The organism is Streptomyces sp. NBC_00012 (assembly GCF_045040875.1).
Lineage (GTDB): Bacteria > Actinomycetota > Actinomycetes > Streptomycetales > Streptomycetaceae > Streptomyces.
Map to the genome: position 1 here is coordinate 843,614 of NZ_CP108309.1, position 17,582 is coordinate 861,195.

The 17,582-nt window shown below is 72.5% G+C and carries 16 protein-coding genes; 2 read left to right on the top strand and 14 right to left on the bottom strand.

All coding sequences use genetic code 11. The features are described 5' to 3' along the window. Position 1: 1 nt before the first annotated feature. The 4 genes from OHA19_RS04080 to OHA19_RS04095 all read right to left on the bottom strand — a co-directional run bounded on the left by OHA19_RS04080 (position 2) and on the right by OHA19_RS04095 (position 5,574). Complete coding sequence (locus OHA19_RS04080; RefSeq protein WP_405719880.1) at positions 2-589, bottom strand: hypothetical protein; 588 nt, start codon at positions 587-589, stop codon at positions 2-4. Next, positions 586-2,715 carry a hydantoinase/oxoprolinase family protein gene (locus tag OHA19_RS04085; protein ID WP_405749415.1) on the bottom strand — a complete coding sequence of 710 codons (2,130 nt, stop codon included), beginning with the start codon at positions 2,713-2,715 and terminating at the stop codon, positions 586-588. Before OHA19_RS04085 ends, OHA19_RS04080 begins: the two co-directional genes overlap by 4 nt. A gap of 100 nt (positions 2,716-2,815) precedes the next feature. Further along, entirely contained in the window at positions 2,816-4,426 is a 1,611-nt protein-coding gene (locus OHA19_RS04090; protein ID WP_405719876.1) for an FAD-dependent oxidoreductase, read from the bottom strand. A gap of 38 nt (positions 4,427-4,464) precedes the next feature. Beyond that, positions 4,465-5,574, bottom strand: coding sequence for a LacI family DNA-binding transcriptional regulator (locus tag OHA19_RS04095; protein WP_405749417.1), 1,110 nt, complete (start codon positions 5,572-5,574; stop codon positions 4,465-4,467). Between the two features lie 152 nt (positions 5,575-5,726). On the opposite strand from OHA19_RS04095, the gene OHA19_RS04100 reads away from it, so the two are divergent. Next, a complete protein-coding gene (locus tag OHA19_RS04100) occupies positions 5,727-6,701 on the top strand; it encodes an acetylxylan esterase (RefSeq protein WP_405719872.1) in 975 nt (324 codons plus the stop codon). Positions 6,702-6,716: 15 nt separating this feature from the next. Here the strand turns inward: OHA19_RS04100 and OHA19_RS04105 are convergent, their stop codons facing one another. Genes OHA19_RS04105 through OHA19_RS04120 form a run of 4 tightly spaced genes read right to left on the bottom strand, consistent with a single transcriptional unit; the run spans position 6,717 to position 9,543 of the window. Beyond that, positions 6,717-7,667, bottom strand: a complete 951-nt coding sequence (locus OHA19_RS04105) for an ABC transporter substrate-binding protein (RefSeq protein WP_405719870.1) — start codon at positions 7,665-7,667, stop codon at positions 6,717-6,719. Further along, complete coding sequence (locus tag OHA19_RS04110; protein ID WP_405722058.1) at positions 7,664-8,341, bottom strand: ABC transporter permease; 678 nt, start codon at positions 8,339-8,341, stop codon at positions 7,664-7,666. Before OHA19_RS04110 ends, OHA19_RS04105 begins: the two co-directional genes overlap by 4 nt. Continuing rightward, positions 8,338-9,015, bottom strand: coding sequence for an ABC transporter permease (locus tag OHA19_RS04115; protein WP_405719868.1), 678 nt, complete (start codon positions 9,013-9,015; stop codon positions 8,338-8,340). The genes OHA19_RS04110 and OHA19_RS04115 overlap by 4 nt, the downstream gene beginning before the upstream one ends. Positions 9,016-9,072: 57 nt before the next feature. Continuing rightward, the gene (locus tag OHA19_RS04120) at positions 9,073-9,543 is read right to left on the bottom strand and encodes a winged helix-turn-helix transcriptional regulator (RefSeq protein ID WP_405719866.1); all 471 of its coding nucleotides are present in this window, start codon (positions 9,541-9,543) and stop codon (positions 9,073-9,075) included. 97 nt (positions 9,544-9,640) lie between these two features. Between OHA19_RS04120 and OHA19_RS04125 the strand changes: the two genes are divergently transcribed. Then, a complete protein-coding gene (locus OHA19_RS04125) occupies positions 9,641-10,921 on the top strand; it encodes an MFS transporter (protein WP_405719864.1) in 1,281 nt (426 codons plus the stop codon). On the opposite strand, the gene OHA19_RS04130 is transcribed toward OHA19_RS04125, so the two are convergent. The 6 genes from OHA19_RS04130 to OHA19_RS04155 form a co-directional block, all read right to left on the bottom strand. Then, positions 10,855-11,301: a nitroreductase family deazaflavin-dependent oxidoreductase gene (locus OHA19_RS04130; RefSeq protein ID WP_405719862.1), complete on the bottom strand. Its 447-nt coding sequence runs from the start codon at positions 11,299-11,301 to the stop codon at positions 10,855-10,857. The two genes, OHA19_RS04125 and OHA19_RS04130, sit on opposite strands and share 67 nt — an antisense overlap. A 131-nt stretch (positions 11,302-11,432) precedes the next feature. Then, positions 11,433-13,031 carry a PucR family transcriptional regulator gene (locus OHA19_RS04135; protein ID WP_405719860.1) on the bottom strand — a complete coding sequence of 533 codons (1,599 nt, stop codon included), beginning with the start codon at positions 13,029-13,031 and terminating at the stop codon, positions 11,433-11,435. Between the two features lie 64 nt (positions 13,032-13,095). Continuing rightward, positions 13,096-14,202, bottom strand: a complete 1,107-nt coding sequence (gene menC, locus OHA19_RS04140; protein ID WP_405719858.1) for an o-succinylbenzoate synthase — start codon at positions 14,200-14,202, stop codon at positions 13,096-13,098. After that, positions 14,199-15,056, bottom strand: a complete 858-nt coding sequence (locus OHA19_RS04145) for a GNAT family N-acetyltransferase (protein WP_405719856.1) — start codon at positions 15,054-15,056, stop codon at positions 14,199-14,201. The genes menC and OHA19_RS04145 overlap by 4 nt, the downstream gene beginning before the upstream one ends. Further along, the gene (locus tag OHA19_RS04150; RefSeq protein WP_405719854.1) at positions 15,053-16,198 is read right to left on the bottom strand and encodes a M20 family metallopeptidase; all 1,146 of its coding nucleotides are present in this window, start codon (positions 16,196-16,198) and stop codon (positions 15,053-15,055) included. The genes OHA19_RS04145 and OHA19_RS04150 overlap by 4 nt, the downstream gene beginning before the upstream one ends. Position 16,199: 1 nt before the next feature. Next, positions 16,200-17,570 (bottom strand): serine hydrolase domain-containing protein, encoded by a 1,371-nt coding sequence (locus OHA19_RS04155; protein ID WP_405749419.1) that lies wholly within the window; start codon positions 17,568-17,570, stop codon positions 16,200-16,202. Positions 17,571-17,582: the final 12 nt, after the last annotated feature.

A 17,582-nucleotide genomic window follows, 5' to 3' on the forward strand; every position in this document is an offset into this window, starting at 1 on the left:
GTTACTTCTCTCTTCCGTGCGGGGCAGTGGTGTGGTGTTGGCCGGCCGTGGCCAGCGCGGCGGTCAGCAGCAGTGGGCTGCGGCCGAGTCGACAGGCGGTGCGGGCATGGGCGTGGGCGGCGATCTCCTCGGCCCCGGCGACATGGCCGTAGAGGCGTCGGCGTCCCACCCGCAGCACCAGATGGCCGAGTGCCTGCTTCAGCGCTGCTCTCGCCGGGCCGTGGTGGAGCTGTTCGTGGACGGCCTCGTGCGCGAGCGCCGCGGCGCGCACCGAGCCCACCGGGTACCAGTGGCGCCAGCCGTTCTCGTCGACCAGGGCCTCGGCGCGGGCGAGGGTGTCGGTGTACAGCTCGACGGTCGCGGGGCGTGAGGTGTAGCGGGCGAGGAGGCCGTGTTCCAGCCCGCCGTCGCGTTCGACGACGCGGGCACGGGACGGGGCGGGAGTGAGCCGGGCGCCGAACTCCGTCGCCACGGTGGCCCAGTGACGCAACAGCTCGCGGTCGCGCCCTTCGTGCGTGGGGGTGGCCGCCAGGAGCCGCACTCCGAATTCGATGTCGTCGGTGGCGGCGAGATCGACGGGCGCGGTCATGTCCGTACCTCGACGACCGCGATCACGGACTCGTCCGCCGCGCGGGTGCCGAGTTCGCTGCGGGCCAGGGCCAGCAGGGGCTGCGGATCCAGTACGCCGGAGAGGTCGGCGATGCGGGAGCCGAGAAGCAGCCGCAGGGCGGGGGCGCGGACCCCGCCGTCGCCGTACGAGGTGGCCTCGCCGACGAGCCGGGCGAGCGTCTCGGGGGCGGCGGCGACGGTGGTCGACGCGACCAGGGCGTCGGGGGCGTGCAGCCGGACGACGCCGTCGGCGTCGACGACCCGGACGGGATGCCGGGTGGCGCGGAAGCGGCGCCGGATCTCGGTGCCGTAGACGGTGTGGGCGGGGGTGGTGGCGAGGATGCTCACGTCCGTCGGGTCGGCCTTGAGGCTGGCCGCGGCGGCGCGCAGCCGTTCGTCCCCGTCGGCGCGGTGGGCGCGGTCCTGGGTGCGCAGTTCGGTGGCGCCGGTGGCCACCGCCCGTACCGTGCTGGTCTGCGGGTCCACGGTCACCTCCACCTCCACTCCGTCGGCGGCGGCGCCCTGGGCGACGACGGCCGCCTCGGCCTCGGCGCGGACGGCGAGGATCTGTTCCTGTCCGGCGCCCGGGATGATCCGCTCGATCTGCTCGCGGACCAGGGCGAGGGCGACCCCGATGGGGCTGATGACCTCGCTGTGCCGGGCGATCCGGCCCTCCTGGCCTGTGACGGAGGCCAGGTGCGGGGTCACGGACGCGGCGCCCCCACCGCCCCCGACGAGGACCGCGGTGTCCTTGTCCAGCCGGTAGTCGCGGATCATGGTGTCGGTGACGGCCCTGACCTGTTCGGTTCCCGCGTCGAGGAGCCGGGCGGCCGCCGTCCCGACATCGGTGGACAGTGCGGCGGCCAGCGGGGCCAGGGCGGCGCGGGCCACGTCCTGGTCGCAGCGGGCGAAGTCGCCCTCGGGCACCCGGCCCAGCGCGTTGGCCGCGCAGGTCATCGTGATCGCGTACCGTCCGCCGGCCGCGTCGATCACGGCGTAGTCGTCGGGGTCGCCGGCCATCGGCCGGACGGTGGTGACGCGTGCGTCGCGCAGTTCGTCGAGGGTGGCGAAGCAGGCGTACGGCAGTCCGGCGATGTGCGCGCTGCGGGGCCCGACGCCGACGACCCTGCCGCCGCCGATCCTCACCATGGAGCCGCCGCCGACGCCGACGGTCCGTACGTCGAGCGCGGAGAGGTAGGACGCCTTGCCGAGGATGGTGGCGTGCCGGACGGCGACCTTGCCGCGGCGGACGACGCTGATGTCGGTGGAGGTGCCGCCGGTCTCCAGGAAGAGGCCCTCGCTGATCCGTTCCTGCATCAGCGCGCCCGCGACTCCTGCGGCGGGGCCGGAGAGCACGGTCAGCAACGGGCGTCTGCGCATCTCGTCGAGCGACATGACGCCGCCGTCGCACCGCATCACCATCAGCGGCGCGTTCACCCCGGCCTTGGTGATGGAGGCGTCGACGAGGTCGGCGGTGGCGAGCATGCGCGGCAGGATCGCGGCGTTGACCACGGCGGTACGGGTCCGCTTGGCGAGTCCGTACAGCGAGGTGATCTCGTGGGCGGCCGTCATCGGCAGTCCGCGCGGGCGGGCCGCTTCGAGGACCGCCTGCTCGCCCTCGGGCCGGTCGACGCCGAACGGCTCGCTGGCGACGAGGACTTGGGCCCCGTCCCGGGTGACGGCGTCGACGGCGGTGCGCACCTCGTCCGCGTCCTCGGGGTCGGCCACATGGGCGTAGGAGAGCGGGAGCCGCTTGCCCGGGGCGAGTTCGAGCCGGTCGAGCGAGGCGAGCCGGCGGGTGAGCACGGCGCCGGGTCCCGTTCCGATGCCGATCAGCCCGACGGTGGCGACGTCGCCCTCCAGCAGGGCGTTGGTAGCCTGTGTCGTGCCGTGGGCCAGGAAAGCGACGTCCTCGGCGGCGCGGCCGGTCTGTTCCAGCAGCCGGTCGAGTGCCTCGACGATGCCGTGGGCGACGCCGTCCTCGTGGTGGTGGCTGGTGGGAACCTTCACCTGCCCCAGCAGTTCGAGGGTCGTGGCGTCGACGGCCACGGCGTCGGTGAAGGTTCCGCCCACGTCGATACCGACGCGGATGCGGTGGGTGGTCATGGCTGGGCACCTCCTTGTGCGGGTGGGTTGATGCGCGGGCGGGCCGGGTGGGACAGGTGGAGCTGTCCCACCCGGCGGTTCACGGATTCGGCGCCTTCGGTCAGTAGCCGCGCACGTCGGGCCAGTGGCGCTGGACCCCGTCGCGGTCGAGGAGCCGGGCGAACGCCTCGTACCGCTTGTCCTCGGACTGGACCTGCTGCGGTTCGACGCCCTCGGTGAGGCAGTGGGCGGCCAGGGCACCGGCGACCTCGCCGATGTTCCACTCCACCGGGTGGAGCCGGTAGCAGCCGTTGGTGATGTGGGTGGTGCCGATGTTCTTTCCGGCGGGCAGCAGATTGCGGACGCGGCGCGGCACGAGGGCGCCGAGCGGGATTTCGAACGGGACCGAGCCGATGTCGATGTAGTTGTCGCCTCCGGTGGAGGGGTGCAGATCGATGCGGTAGCTGCCGACGCCGACCGCGTCCCGGTGGCGTGTTCCGCCGTGCGGGCCGACGATGTCGATCGACACGTCCTGCTCGGTGACGGTGGTGACGGCCTTGATCCGGCGGGACTCGCGTACGTACGGGGCCTTGGCGAGGCCGTCGTCGGTGCCGGTGATGTCGGGGCGGATCCGCAGTCCGGGGAATCCGGTGCCGCCGTCCTGGCGGGGGGCCTCGGTCTGGAGCCAGTACAGCAGCGAGAGCGACAACTGCCGCGCCTCGGCGACCGCTTGGGCGGAGACCTCGTCACCGGCACCGATCAGCGGCTTGAGCCAGTAGTCGTTGAGCGGCCAGTTGACGAGCGTGATGTCGGAGTCGAAGGCGCCGGCGCGGTGCATGCCCCGGGCGAGGATACGGCGGAAGCCCCACAGCTCCTTGTCGCCCGCGTCCGCGCTCTGGTCGGCGCTGACAGCGAGCGGATCGACGTCCGGGTTGGGGACGAAGGTGCGCGGTACGGATTCCAGAGTGCGGGGGTCGGGCGCCTGGAAGCCGAGGAGCGGGCCGGGCCAGAAGCCGGGGCGGTAGGAGCGCCAGAAGTCGTAGTCGGCGGGACGGTCGACGGTGTGGTTCTCGCCCTCGTGGTGCGAGACCGCGAAGCAGACGGTGATGCCCTGCTGGTTGAGCGGCTGGGCCTCTTCGGGGGCGTGCGGTTCGTCGAACTCGCCGCGCGCCTCGGCACCGATGGCGTGCTCCACACCGCCGAGTTCGAGGAGTTCACCGGTCTCGGTGGCGTCGACGACGTAGCGGGCGGCGACAGTGGTGCGGTCGCCGGTGCGCAGGTTCTCCAGGGTGACGGCCTGGAGGACATCGTTGTCCGTCTCGGCGGCCACGGCCCGGTGCCCGGTGAGCAGGGTGAGGCGGCCCGCCGCCAGGTGCGGTGCCAGCATCGCCTCCAGCACGGCGAGCGCGACGCGCGGCTCGTGGCAGAGCTTGCTGACACGTCCGGCGCCCGGGTTGAGGCCGGTGAGGGCGAGGGCCTCGGAACGCATCGGGTACCACTGGCGGTAGTACGCGCGGATGCCCTCGCGCAGCGTGCGGTACGAGGCGGTGGTGCCGAACTGCTCCACCCACGGGTGCTCGTCCGGGGGGACGGCCTGGGAGGTGAGCTGGCCGCCGATCCAGTCGGTCTCCTCGGTGAGGACGACGGTGCGTCCGGCGCGGCAGGCGGCGAGCGCGGCGGCGACGCCGCCGAGTCCGGCGCCCACGACGAGGATGTCCGGTTCGGGTATCACGGGTCTCCTTGAGCTGTGCGTACGGGTGGTGCGGTCGGTCAGTGGTCTTCGGCGGCGGGCGGCGGTCCCGATGTGACGCCGGGCCGGAAGGCGCAGGCGACCAGGGGTTCGGTGGCCTCCTCCCCCGCCACCAGAGCGGCGAGCATGCGGACGGCGGCCGCGCCGAGCCGGGTGCGGGGGATGTCGAAACCGGTGGGTTCGGGTCCGTCCGCCAGGTCGGCGGGCGGACTGCCGAGCAGCGCCAGTGAGGCGTCGCGCGGGCAGTCGATCCCGGCGTCGGCGACCGCCCGGCGCAGGGCGCGCCAGGCGGCTCCGGTGTCGGTCTCCTCGGCGACGAACGCGGTGACGCCGTCGGCGAGCCAGCTCCGCAGCCGCTCGGGGGTGAGGTCGCGTTCCGGGTCCGCGGAACGGAAGACGCTCTCGGGGCCACCGGCCGGGCCGGCTGCCTCCAGCCCTTCGAGGAAGCCCTGTTCACGGTCGGTGGAGGCGGGCGCCTCGTCGTCCTCGCGGATCAGCACCATCCGGCGGTGCCCGAGGCCCGCGAGGTGGCCGACGACCTCGCGGGCGGCGCTCACGTAGTCGGCGCCGACCCAGTGCAGACCTTCCGGCTCGTCCCGGCGGCCGAGGTGGACCACCGGGAATCCGTCGGCGACCAGCCGGCCCAGCTCCTGGACGGGCGCGTGGCGGCCGAGGAAGAGACAGCCGTCGGCGAGGCGGACCCGGCTCAGCGCTTCGGGCCCGGTGGCCCCCGCGCCGCCGGTGCTCGACCCCGTGAACAGCACCAGGTCGTAGCCGCGCTCCGCGGCCTCCCGCTCCACGCCCACCAGGAACGGGTAGTACGAGTGCTGCACATCGGTCGGGAACGTCGCGGTGAAGCTGAACACCCCCAGCAGGTTGTTGCGCGCCGCCGCCAGCCTGCGGGCCGCCGGGTCGGGGACGTAACCGAGACTGCGGGCCGCCTCCAGGACCTTCTGCCTGGTCTCCTCCGAGATCGCGGGCCCCTGTCTCTTGTCCGCGAGCACCAGCGAGACCGTGGCCTGCGAGACCCCGGCGAGCCGTGCGACCTCCGCCTGGCGCGGGCGGGCCGTGCGGCCCGCCGGTGCGGGTGAACGGCCGGGCCTGGCCCGCTTCCTGGGTTCCTCCACCATGGCTCCTCACATTGATTAATGCGTATTACTAATGCGCATTAACGAGTACTGTGAGGGTCGGCCGGGCGCCGGTCAAGGGGGCGGGCACGACTTCTTCACCGCGCGCACCCGTACGGTGTGATCAACCATCCCCGCGAAGAAGGCGGTCCCCCATGTCCCTGTTCGATCTGCCGCTCGACCGGCTGCGCGACTACCGCAGCGGGTCGGTGGAGCCGGAGGACTTCGACGCGTTCTGGTCGAACACGCTCGACGAGGCCCGGTCCCACGACCTCGACGCCCGTTTCGAACTGCGCGCCGGCACCGGGCTGAGCACCGTCGACGTGTACGACGTGACCTTCGCGGGCTTCGGCGGTCACCCGGTCAAGGGCTGGTTCGTCGTCCCGGCGGGCACCACGGAGCCGCTGCCGGTGGTGGTCGAGTTCATCGGTTACGGCGGCGGGCGGGGCCTGGCGCACACGCATCTGCTCTGGGCCTCGGCCGGATTCGCCCACTTCGTGATGGACACCCGGGGCCAGGGCAGCGGCTGGCTCGTCGGCGACACCCCGGACCCGGTGGGCAGCGCCCCGGCGTTCCCCGGTTTCATGACCCGGGGCATCGAGGACCCGGAGTCGTACTACTACCGGCGGGTGTTCACCGACGCGGTGCGTGCGGTGGAGGCGGCGCGTTCGCACCCGCTGGCCGACGCGGCGCGCACCGCGGCCATCGGCGAGAGCCAGGGCGGCGGCATCACGCTCGCCGTGGGCGGTCTGATACCCGACCTCGTGGCGATCGCGCCGGACGTCCCGTTCCTGTGCGACTTCCCCCGCGCCCTCACCGTCACCGACCGGACCCCGTACCGCGAGGTGGGCAACTACCTCAAAACGCACCGCGGCCGGGCCGACCGGGCGAGGGCCACGCTGTCCTACTTCGACGGGGTGCACTTCGCCGCACGCGGGCGCGCGCCGGCGCTGTTCTCGACCGCCCTGGAGGACATGACCTGCCCGCCCTCGACCGTCTTCGCCGCCTTCAACGCCTACACCCACCAGGACAAGACCATCGAGGTGTACGACTTCAACGATCACGAGGGCGGCGGCCCGTTCCAGCAGGCGGTGCAGCTGGGCTGGCTTCCCGGGAAGCTGACGGCCTGACGGCGGGGGCGGCGGTCATCCGCGCGGGACGAGGTTCTTGGACTCCAGGTAGTTGCGTGCCACGTCCTGGGGCAGCCGCCGCCAGCTGTCGACCTGCTCGTCGAGCCGGGCCAGGTCGGCGGTGGTCAGTACGGTGTTGAGCCTGCCCAGTGCCGCTCGGACGCCTTCGCTGCCCGCCCGGGACCGGTTGACGACGGGGACGAGGTAATCGGCGTTCTGCAGGTGCCTGTCGTCGGTGAGCAGGACGAGCCCGAAGTTGTCGAGCGTGGCGTCGGTCGTGGTGGTCAGGACCATCTGGTCCTGACCGTTCTGGACGGCCTGTTTGGCCTGGGTGGTGCCGACACCCTTGGGGTCCACGGCGGTGATGCGGATGCCGTACGTCTTCTTCAGCCCGGGTGCGCAGTAGGGGCGCTGCACGCATTCGTCGCCGGCGGCCAGCCGTACGGGCAACCCGGACCTTCCCAGGTCGCTGAGAGTCTTGAGGCGGTGCCCGGTCGCGTACGGGGCGGCGACCGCGAAGGCGTTCTGGTCGACGGCGCGCCCGGGGTCGAGAACGGTGAGGCCACGGGGTGCGGCCAGCGCGCGCAGCGCCTTCATGGTGGCGGCGAGGTCGGGCGAGCCGGCCGGGGCGGCGTCGGCGCCGTGCTTCTTGGCGTTCAGCCAGTCGGCGAAGGTCGCGGCGTACTCCGGCACGACATCGATCTGGCCGCTCTCCAGCGCCGGTTCGTAGATCTCCCGGTTGGTGACGGAGATGATCTTCGTGGAGTAGCCGGCCCGGTTCAGCAGCAGCGCGTACATCTGGGCGAGCAGATCGCTCTCGGTGAAGCCCGCGGAGCCGATGGTGAGGTGTTTGCTGTCGCCCGGCGGTGCGGTGACCTCACCCTGGTTCTCCAGGGAGGGGCCGGTGGTGCAGGCGGCCGCCGAGAGCAGCACCAGCAGCGCGGGGACGGCGCCTGCCGGCCTCATCCGGATCCTCCGCCGCGGAGCCGGCCGGGCACGAGCAGTCGGCCCGCCTCGAAGAGCCCTTCGACGATCAGCGCGAAGACCGCGACGAGCACCGCCCCGGCGACCACCTGCGCGGTGGAGGCGAGGTTGAAGCCCGCCGTGATGATGCGGCCGAGGCCACCGCCCCCGGCCAGTGCCGCGAGGGTGGCGGTCGCGACGAGCTGGACGGCGGCGATGCGTACGCCGGTGAGGATCAGCGGGAGGGCGAGCGGCACCTCGACACCCAGCATCAGCTGTCTGCCCGTCATGCCCATTCCTCTGGCCGCGCGCACGACGTCGCGGTCGACCTCCCGCATGCCGACGTAGGCGTTGGTGAGCAGCGGCGGTACGGCGAAGAGGACGAGGGCGATGGCGGTCGGCCATTCGCCGTGCCCGCCGATCGGGGTGAGCAGGAGCAGCACCAGCACGGCGAAGGTGGGCACGGCCCGGCCGATGTTGGAGATGTTGACGGCGAGAGCGCCGCCCTTGCCGAGATGGCCGAGGACCAGGGCGACGGGCAGCGCGATCAGGCAGCTGATGAGCAGACAGACGACGGTGAGGAAGAGGTGCTGGCCCAGCCGGTTCCAGATGCCGCCGTCACCGGACCAGTTCGCGGAGGTGGTGAGCCAGGACCAGGCGTCGGCGAGGGTGTTCACGGCTGCCTCCTGGTCCATGGGGTCAGCACCCGTTGTGCGAACAGCAGCAGCAGGTCGGCGGCGACGGCGATGACGACGCAGAGGACGGAGGCGGTGAGCACCTGGGCCTTGAAGTAGGTGTTCATCCCGGAGTAGATGAGGTTGCCGAGCCCGCCGTAGCCGACGATCGCGCCGACCGTGACCAGGGAGATGGCGGAGACGGTCGCGATCCGGAGTCCGGCCATGGCCGCGGGCAGCGCGAGTGGCAGTTCCACGGCGAGCAGCAGCCGCAGCGGGCCATATCCCATGCCTCGTGCGGCCTGCCGGGTCTCCTCGGGCACGGCGAGCAGCCCGGCGAGGATGTTGCGTACGAGGAGGGTGAGCGAGTAGAGCACGAGCCCCGCGACGACGAGCGAGGCGGAGAGTCCGTACACCGGCAGCAGCAGCGAGAACATGGCGAGCGACGGCACGGTGTAGAGAACGGTCGTCACACCGAGTACGGGCCCCGCCGCCCAGCGCCGGTGCCGTGCCACGAGGGCGAGCGGAACGGCGAGGACCAGCCCGATGAGTACGGAGACCACGGTGAGCTGGACGTGCTGCACGACGGCGTCCCAGAGGATCTCGCGACGGCTGGAGAGATAGGCCCCGCAGAGCCACTCGTTGCGCGCTAGGCAGTCGTCCGGGGGCGCGGTCACCCGTCCATTGGAGCGCGCGGGGGCGGGTGGACGCGCGTCGTGATCGCCCGTCCGGGGCTACTCGCCTCCCGGCGCTCCGGGCCGCTCGACCTTCCGCACCGTGACGTCGTCCGGTCCGAGCAGACGCCCGTCGGCCGCGCGGACCTCCAGCGCCCGGGGCGCACGGCCGTGGCGCAGGTCGACCATCTCCGAGTGCGGTTCGCCGGGCTCGAAGTAGTGGCCCTCGCCCCACTGCCTCAGCGCCACGATGACCGGGAAGAGGTCCTTGCCCCGGTCCGTCAGCACGTACTCGTGGCGGGCGCCGGCGCCGTCCGCCGGGACCAGGTCGAGAATCCCGCCCCCGACCAGCTCGCGCAACCTCGCCGAGAGGATGTTCTTCGCGATGCCCAGGCTGCGCTGGAACTCCCCGAAGCGGCGGCTGCCGTCGAACGCGTCACGGACGATCAGGAGCGACCACCAGTCGCCGATCGCGTCGACCGAGCGGGCCACCGGGCAGTCGCTGTCGTCGAGACGTGTCCGCTTCACCATGCCGTTTCCCCTTCACCCCATCGGTTGCAACATGCTACCAGTCGGCGCTAGCGTCCATTCGGTAGCAACTTGCAACCACATCGATCGAGGGGGACCCGTGACCGGCGACGAGAGAACCACCAGGACCTCGGACACGAGCGGCGGGACACCGGCACCGGCACCCGCCCTGTCGGGACGTACCACCGTGCTCTTCGCTGTCGCCTCCGGTGCGGCGGTGGCCAACGTCTACTTCGCGCAGCCCCTCCTGGTCACCCTGGGCCAGGAGTTCCGGATCGGCGCGGCCACCATCGGCATCGTCGTGACCCTCACCCAGATCGGCTACGGCCTCGGGCTGTTCCTGCTGGTGCCGCTGGGCGATCTGGCCGACCGGCGGACCCTCGTCGTGACCCAGCTGGCGCTGCTCGCGTCGGCGCTCGTAGCCGTCGGTACGGCTGCCACCGCGCCGGTCCTGCTGGCAGCCCTGGCCGCCGTGGGCTTCCTCGCCGTGGTGACCCAGACGCTCGTGGCCTTCGCGGCGTCGCTGTCCGCCCCGGACCGGCGTGGCCGCGCGGTCGGCCTGGTCACCAGCGGAATCGTCATCGGGATCCTGCTCGCCCGCACGGTCTCCGGCGTGCTGGCCGACCTCGCGGGCTGGCGAACGGTCTACCTCGCCTCGGCCGCGCTGACCCTCGCACTCACCCTGGCCCTGTGCCGCGTACTGCCGCGCCGGTCGACACCGCCGGCCCCCATGCGGTACGTACGACTGCTGCGTTCGACGCTCGCGCTGTTCGCCGAGGAACGCGTGCTGCGGGTCCGCGCGCTGCTCGCCCTGCTCGTCTTCGCCGCGTTCAGCACCCTGTGGAGCTGCGTGGCGCTCCCGCTGAGCGAACCCCCGCTCTCGCTGTCGCACACCGCGATCGGGGCGTTCGGGCTCGCGGGAGCCGCGGGCGCGCTGGCGGCCGCGCCGGCCGGACGCCTGCACGACCGGGGTCTTTCCGGGTGGACGACCGGCACCGCTCTGGTCCTGCTCACCGTGTCATGGCTCCCGCTCGCCCTCACCCGGCAGTCGCTGTGGGCGCTGGCGATCGGCGCGGTCGTCCTCGATCTGGCCGTGCAGGCCGTCCATGTCACCAGTCAGAGCCTGATCTACGCGGTCCGTCCCGATGCCGGAAGCCGTCTGATCGGCGGGTACATGGTCTTCTACTCGGTCGGAAGCGCCGCGGGCGCCCTCGCCTCGACGGCCGTCCACGGGATGGCCGGGTGGGGCGCGGTGTGCCTGCTCGGCGCCGCGATCAGCTTGCTCGCGCTCCTCGTGTGGGCGGTGGACAGCCGTCAGTGCGCCGCGGCCGCCGGTTCGAGGACGAAGACCGGGATCTGCCGGTCCGTCTTGCGCTGGTAGTCGGCGTAGTCGGGAAACGCCTCGACCGCCCGCTGCCACCACAGGGCCTTCTCCTCGCCCGTGGCCTCACGGGCGTTCATGTCCCGGCGGACCGGGCCGTCCTGGAGTTCCACCCGGGGGTCGGCCACGATGTTGTGGTACCAGACGGGGTGTTTGGGGGCGCCACCCAGCGAGGCGACGACGGCGTACGTGCCGTCGTGCTCGACCCGCATCAGCGGGGTCTTGCGGATCTTGCCGCTCCTGGCCCCGCGGGTGGTGAGGATGATGACTGGCATGCCCCGCATCGTGGTTCCCTCGGCGCCGCCGGATCCCTCGAACAGCTCGACCTGGTCGCGGACCCACTGTTCGGGGCTCGGTTCGTACTCACCCTGCAGAGGCATGAAATCTGTCCCGTCGTCGGCTTCCGGACACACGGGTGTCGTGTGTCCCGCTGCTCCGGGAAACTCTCGCATCATTCCGTCCGCCCGGCGCCCGGGTGGCTCCGTGCGGCACGCCGACGGAGTGATCCGCCTCAGGAGAGCTGGGGTCTCAGCCGCAGTTGCAGCATCGCTTCGAACCTCGCCTCCGGGTCGTCCAGATCGATGCCCGCGACCGTGGCCAGCCGCTTGAGCCGGTAGCGGAAGGTGTTGGGGTGGACGTGCACGGCGGCAGCCGCGGCGGCCACGTCACCGAAGGTGCTCAGCCAGGCGTCCAGGGTTTCCGTGAGGGCCGTGTTGTGCTCGGCGTCGTAGGCGCGCAGCCGTATGACGGGGCCGTCCGGCAGATCGTCCTCGGCTGCCATCCGGTCCGTCAGCTCCTCCAGCAGCGAGGCGGCGTAGACGTCCGACAGCCGGACCGCCCTGCGCTGCGTACGGCCGGAGCCGAGGACCCGCAGCGCACGGTCCGCGTCGGCGCGCGAGCGGCGCAGCTCCACGGGGCGGGCGGCGAGCCGGCCGATCCCGATGACGGCGGGCACCCGGGCCCCGATGCGGCCGAGGAACGCCTCGGCCACCCGTAGCCCCTGTTCGTCCGAACCGGCGGGCAGGACCGCGTAGGTGACCGGGCCGAGTGTGGCGGTGGCGGTACGCGGGTGGATGGCGGCCAGGTGCAGGGTGAGCGCCTCGGCCACGCGGTGGCCGGCGGCCACCCGGTCGGGTGCGTACTGTTCGCCGGTGACCGCGAGCGCCAGTACGCAGGCGGGCTGCGCGGACAGGCCGAGCCGTACGGCGGCCTGCGGTGCGTGCGTACCGCCCTCCAGGACCGTGGCGAGCAGATCCGCGCGCAGCCGGCGTTCGGCGTCCTCTCCCGTGCGACGGCGCAGCAGGTGCAGGGCGGCCACCTTCGCCGCCTCGTGGAGGGCCTGCGTCCGGTCGGCGCTCAGCGGTCCGTCGACCACGACCCAGATCGAGCCCAGGATCTCGCCGCCCGCGCGGACGGCGATCGCGACCCGGGGCTTGTCCGAGAGACCGTCGACGTAGACGGGTTCCTCCTTCCGGTAGAGGGCCTGGAAGGCGCCGCGTTCCTCCAGTGCGCGCAGTTTCTCGGCGGGCACCTGGCGGTCGAGGACGGTCGCGATCCGGTCGTTGTCGCCCTCGTCCTGCCGGCTGGAGAAGGCCAGCACCCGCCCGCCCCGGTCCTCCACGGTGACCGGGCCGTCCAGCAGCCCGGCCGTCGCGTTGGCCAGGGCGAACAGGTCCCCGGCGAGCGGCTCCGCGCCGTCGGCCTCCTCGGGGCCGCCCACCGTGCCCAGTTCGTCGACCGCGAGCAGCGACCGCAGCAGCGCGGCCACCTGAGCCCACGACGCGCCGGGCGTCAGACCGAGCACGGTCACGCCGGTGCGGGCGGCCGCCTCGGACACCGCTCCGTACACCGGGACCGGGGACCGGACCACCACGGCCGCCGCGCCCAGCCCGGCCGCCCGGTCGACCAGGGCGGCGACGGGCCCGGCGCCGTACACACCGACGCCGAGCACCACCGCGCCGGGCAGCCGCGCCGGTTCGTCCAGGGGGTCCTGGATCAGCACCCCGGTGACGGTGCGGGCCGGGTCCGCCTCCCCGGCCAGCACTTCGATCAATGTCGATCCGAGATCGTTGAGGATCCGGCCGAGCACGGCCCGTGGCTGCTCCGTCATCTTCACAAGGTAGTTGATCGGGAATCGTCCACGGCGGGGCCGGCCGGCCGGGATCCGGGGCCGGTCATCGGCCGATCCATTCCGTCGATCCGGTCACCTCGGCCAGTTGCCCGGGGATCGGGGAGATCCCGATCCCGGGTCCGCGGGGCACGTCGAGATGACCGTCCCGCAGCGTGAACGGCTCGGTGATGTCGGTCCGGTAGTAGCGGCCGGAGGCGGACGTGTCGCCGGGCAGGGTGAAGCCGGGCAGTGCGGCGAGGGCCACGTTGGCGGCGCGGCCGAGACCGGTCTCCAGCATCCCTCCACACCAGACGGGGACACCGTTCGCGGCACACACGTCATGGATCCGCCGGGCCTCCAGATAGCCGCCGACCCGCCCCGGCTTGATGTTGACGACCGAGCAGGCGCCCATCGCGATGGCGTCGGCCGCCGAACGGGCGGACACGATCGACTCGTCCAGGCAGATGGGGGTGCGGACCTGCCGGGCGAGTTCCGCGTGGCCCCTGATGTCCTCCTCGTCCAGGGGCTGTTCGATCAGCAGCAGCCCGTACGGATCGAGCCGGGCCAGCTGCGCGGCGTCGGCGAGGGTGTACGCGGTGTTGGCATCCACCTGGAGCTGTACGTCGTCGCCGAAGCGTTCCCGGACCGCGCGCACGGGTGCCACGTCCCAGCCGGGCTCGATCTTCAGTTTGATCCGCAGATAGCCCTCGGCCAGATAGCCGTCGACGGTGTCGAGCAGTGCGGGGATCGAGTCCATGATGCCGACCGACACTCCGGCCGGCACGCGTTCGGCCGTCGCTCCCAGCCACTGGCCCATCGACAGGTCGTGGGCGCGCAGCCAGGCGTCGAGGACCGCCGTCTCCAGCGCTGCCTTGGCCATCCGATGGCCCTTGAACGCGGCCAGTGCCGGGGCGACGGCCCACGGGTCGAGCGTCGGCAGGGCGGCGAGCGCGGGGACGAAATAGCTGCGCAGCACGTCCGCGGCGCCCGCGGTGTACTCCGAGGAGTACAGCGGATCGGCCATGGTGACGCATTCGCCGTAGCCCTCGTGCTCCTCGGTCTCGACCCTGACCAGCAGGATCTCCCGGGTGGTCATCGTGGCGAACGAGGTCCGGAACGGTGCGACCAGCGGCATCGCGATCCGGCGCAGTTCCACACCTGTGAGCTTCATGCCTGACTCTCCTGACGTCTGTCGATCACGTACCAGCCGTCCCGGGTGAATCCGGTGACGGTGTGCCCCTCGGCCATCAGGCCGCCGAGTACCTCGCGCAGCGCGTACCGCCACGCGCGGGCCAGGGGCGGGTCGGTCCGGCGCAGTTCCTCGGCCTCGGCGGGGATCCGGACCAGGACGGTGTCGCCGTCCTGCCGCCCGACGACGGGGCTGCCGTCGGGTTTGGCGTCCAGTGCGACCACGGTGCGGGCACCCGCGCCGTCGGCGGTGACGATGTGGGGTGTGCCCGCGGCTGATCCGACGGCGTGTTCGCCGGTCAGTTCCCAGCGGACCAGCAGCCGGTCGGTCTCGGTGCCCGCGTTGACCTCGTCCTGCATGGCCCCGTAGAAGTCCGCCAGGTACTCGCTGGGTGCCGCGCCCAGTTTGGCCAGGTTGAAGTAGGCGTTGCGGCTGATCAGCGGGTCGAAGGTCCAGGTGACGGTGGTGATGGAGCGCTCCAGCGCCCAGGCCCGCTGATGCTGCTTGACCGCGAAACCGACGTTGTGGCCGCGGACGCTGTCGTCCACCCCGGCGATGTGCGAGTGGAGTCCGGCGCTGGCCAGGAAGCCCAGACAGAATCCGGCCATCCGACCGCCCCGGTCGACCCCGACGACATAGCTGCCGGAGTGGGCGAAGACCCGTAGCAACTCCGGGGTGATCAGCGGGTTTCCGGGATCGGGGCGCCAGATCCGGTCCAGTACCCGGCAGGCCTCGCGCATCTCGTCCAGGCCGTGCAGCGACCTGATGGTGACGCCCGCACGCTGCGCGGCCTGTTCCGCGGCGGCCGCCGCGACGGCCGCCGGCGTACCGTTCACGGTGCCACCAGGCCGGGGGCGGCCGGCGCCCCGCGCAGCAGCGAGGCCACAAGGGTGGCGACGAGTGCCGCGCGGCGGGGCAGTTCGGCGACGATCACGTGCTCGTCGTCCGCGTGCGCACCGCCGCCCACGGCGCCCAGGCCGTCGAGCGTGGGTGTGCCCACTCCGGCGGTGAGGTTGCCGTCGGAGGCGCCGCCGACCGCCACGCCGCGCAGCGGGCCGAAGCCCAGCTCCGCGTAGTGGCCACGGGCGCGTTCGAACAGCTCGGCCGAGGCGCTCGTCGGCAGCGGCGGCCGGTTCGGTCCGCCGGAGAACGTGAGCGAGGCGCCGTCGAGCACCGGTGGGAGGCCGTGCACCGCACGGTCCACCCGGTCCTGTTCGGCGGCGGTCGCCACGCGTACGTCGACCATGAGCCGGGCCGTGTCGGGCACCGTGTTGCGGGTGGTGCCGGAGGAGGCCACGGTCGGTGTCACCGTGGTGCCGGCCGCCGGATCGGCGAGGGCGGACAGCGCGAGGACCTGGTGGGCCAGTTCGGTGGTGGTGTTGACGCCCCGGTGGGGTTCCAGGCCGGCGTGCGCGGCGCGTCCGGCGACGGTCAGCTCGTAGCCGGACATCCCCTTCCGCGCGGTCTTCAGCGCGCCGCCCTCGCTCGCCTCCAGGACGAGTACGGCGCCGGTCCTGCGGGCCTCGTCCTCGATCAGGGTGCGCGAGGTCGGGGCGCCGATCTCCTCGTCGCCGGTGAGCAGGACCGAGACCCCGTCCAGGTCGTCGAGGACCGAGAGTGCGTGGAACAGCTGCACCACGCCGGCCTTCATGTCGAAGCAGCCGGGTCCGGTGAGCCGCCCGCCGGCCACCTCGAAGGGGTGTCCGGCCAGGGAACCCACCGGCCACACCGTGTCGAAGTGGCCGAGCAGCAGCACCCGGTCGCCGGAGCCGAAGCGCCAGCGCAGGGCGGGCCGTCCCGAGCCGTCGACCCACTCGGGCGCCGTACCGGTCAGCCGGGTGCCCGTCTTCGCCACGACGCGGGCGCAGTCGACGACCGCGGCCAGGTCCCCGCTGGGCGACTCGGTGCGGACCAGCTCCTCGATGTCGGCCAGCAGGTCCGGCAGTCCGGCCTCGATGGCGGAAACGACAGCGGTCACGTCAGACCGCCTTGGGAGTGGCCCGGCCACCGTGGTGGATGTACGGAGTGCCGTCGTCGAGTGTGTAGAACACGACCGGGACCCAGAGACCGAACCCCGGCCTCCGCACGACGAACAGTCCCGGTTCGACGGGGTGCAGCTCGTACTCCTTCTCCGTGTCGGGGGCCAGCTCGGCCAGTGGTCCGGTGATCCGGTCCAGCATCACCAGGCCGCCGTCCCGCTCCACGATCTCCATCCGGCTGGAGAGCCGCTGGTACACGCCGACGTAGTCGGCGGGGTCCACCGCCACCGGCTCCGTCGCGGGCTCGATGGCGGGGCGCATCGTCACCCCGGCCAGTTCCCGGACGATCTCCGCGTACACGTCCCGGTAGAGGCTGGAGGTGTCGCCGCCGTTGGTGAGCAGGCAGATGGCCAGCTCGGCCTCGGGCAGGACCCGCAGGTAGGCGTTCTGTCCGATCGTGCCGCCGTCGTGCCCGTACACCCGTTGTCCGTCCCAGGTGTCGAGGAACCAGCCGAGCCCCCAGGCGTTGCCCAGGATGTGCGGGTCGGGGAGCTCGACCTGCGGGGTCTGCATGGCGGCGACGGACTCCTCCGACAGGAGCTTGGTCCCGTCGCCGGTGACGCCCTTGTCGAGGTGCAGCCGGGCGAACTCCAGCACCTCGCGCGGCGTGGAGCAGATCAGTCCGGCCGGTCCGGCGGAGCGCATCAGCCCCCACATCGGGGCCTGCGCCGGCGGGCTCCCCAGGTGCCCGATGGCGGCGCGGAAGCGCAGCACCTCCTCCGGCAGGGTCGCGGTGTGCGTCAGGCCGAGCGGCCGGTACAGACGCTCGCGCATCAGCTCGTCCCACTGGACGCCGGTGACGGCCTCCAGCACCCGGCCGAGCAGGGTGAAGCCCGCGTTGCAGTACGACATGGTGGCGCCGAGCGGGTGGTTGGGGGTGACGTCGCCCAGCAGCGCGACGTACTTCTCCAGGCAGTCGTCGCCCCGGCCGGTGTCGGTGAAGAGGTCGCCGTCGATGCCGCTGGTGTGGGTCAGGAGGTGCCGTAGCGTCAGATCCTGGGTCAACTCCTCGTTGGCGAGGCGCAGTTCGGGGAGTGCGGAGACGATGGGTGCGTCCAGGTCGAGCAGGCCCTCGTCGACCAGGGCCATGGCCACCGTGGTGGTCCAGACCTTGGAGACCGAACCGATCTGGAAGAGGGTGTCGGTGGTCGCCTCGATCCCGGCCTCGGTGTTGGCCAGGCCGACGGCGGTCTCGGCGACGATCTCGCCGCGGTGCAGGACGGCCAGACCCGCGCCGGGGACGTTGTGGCGGGTGGCGAGTTCGCTGAGCCGGGTGGTCCAGCGGGCTGACAGCTCGGTGGTGTCGGTCATGTCGTGCTCCGA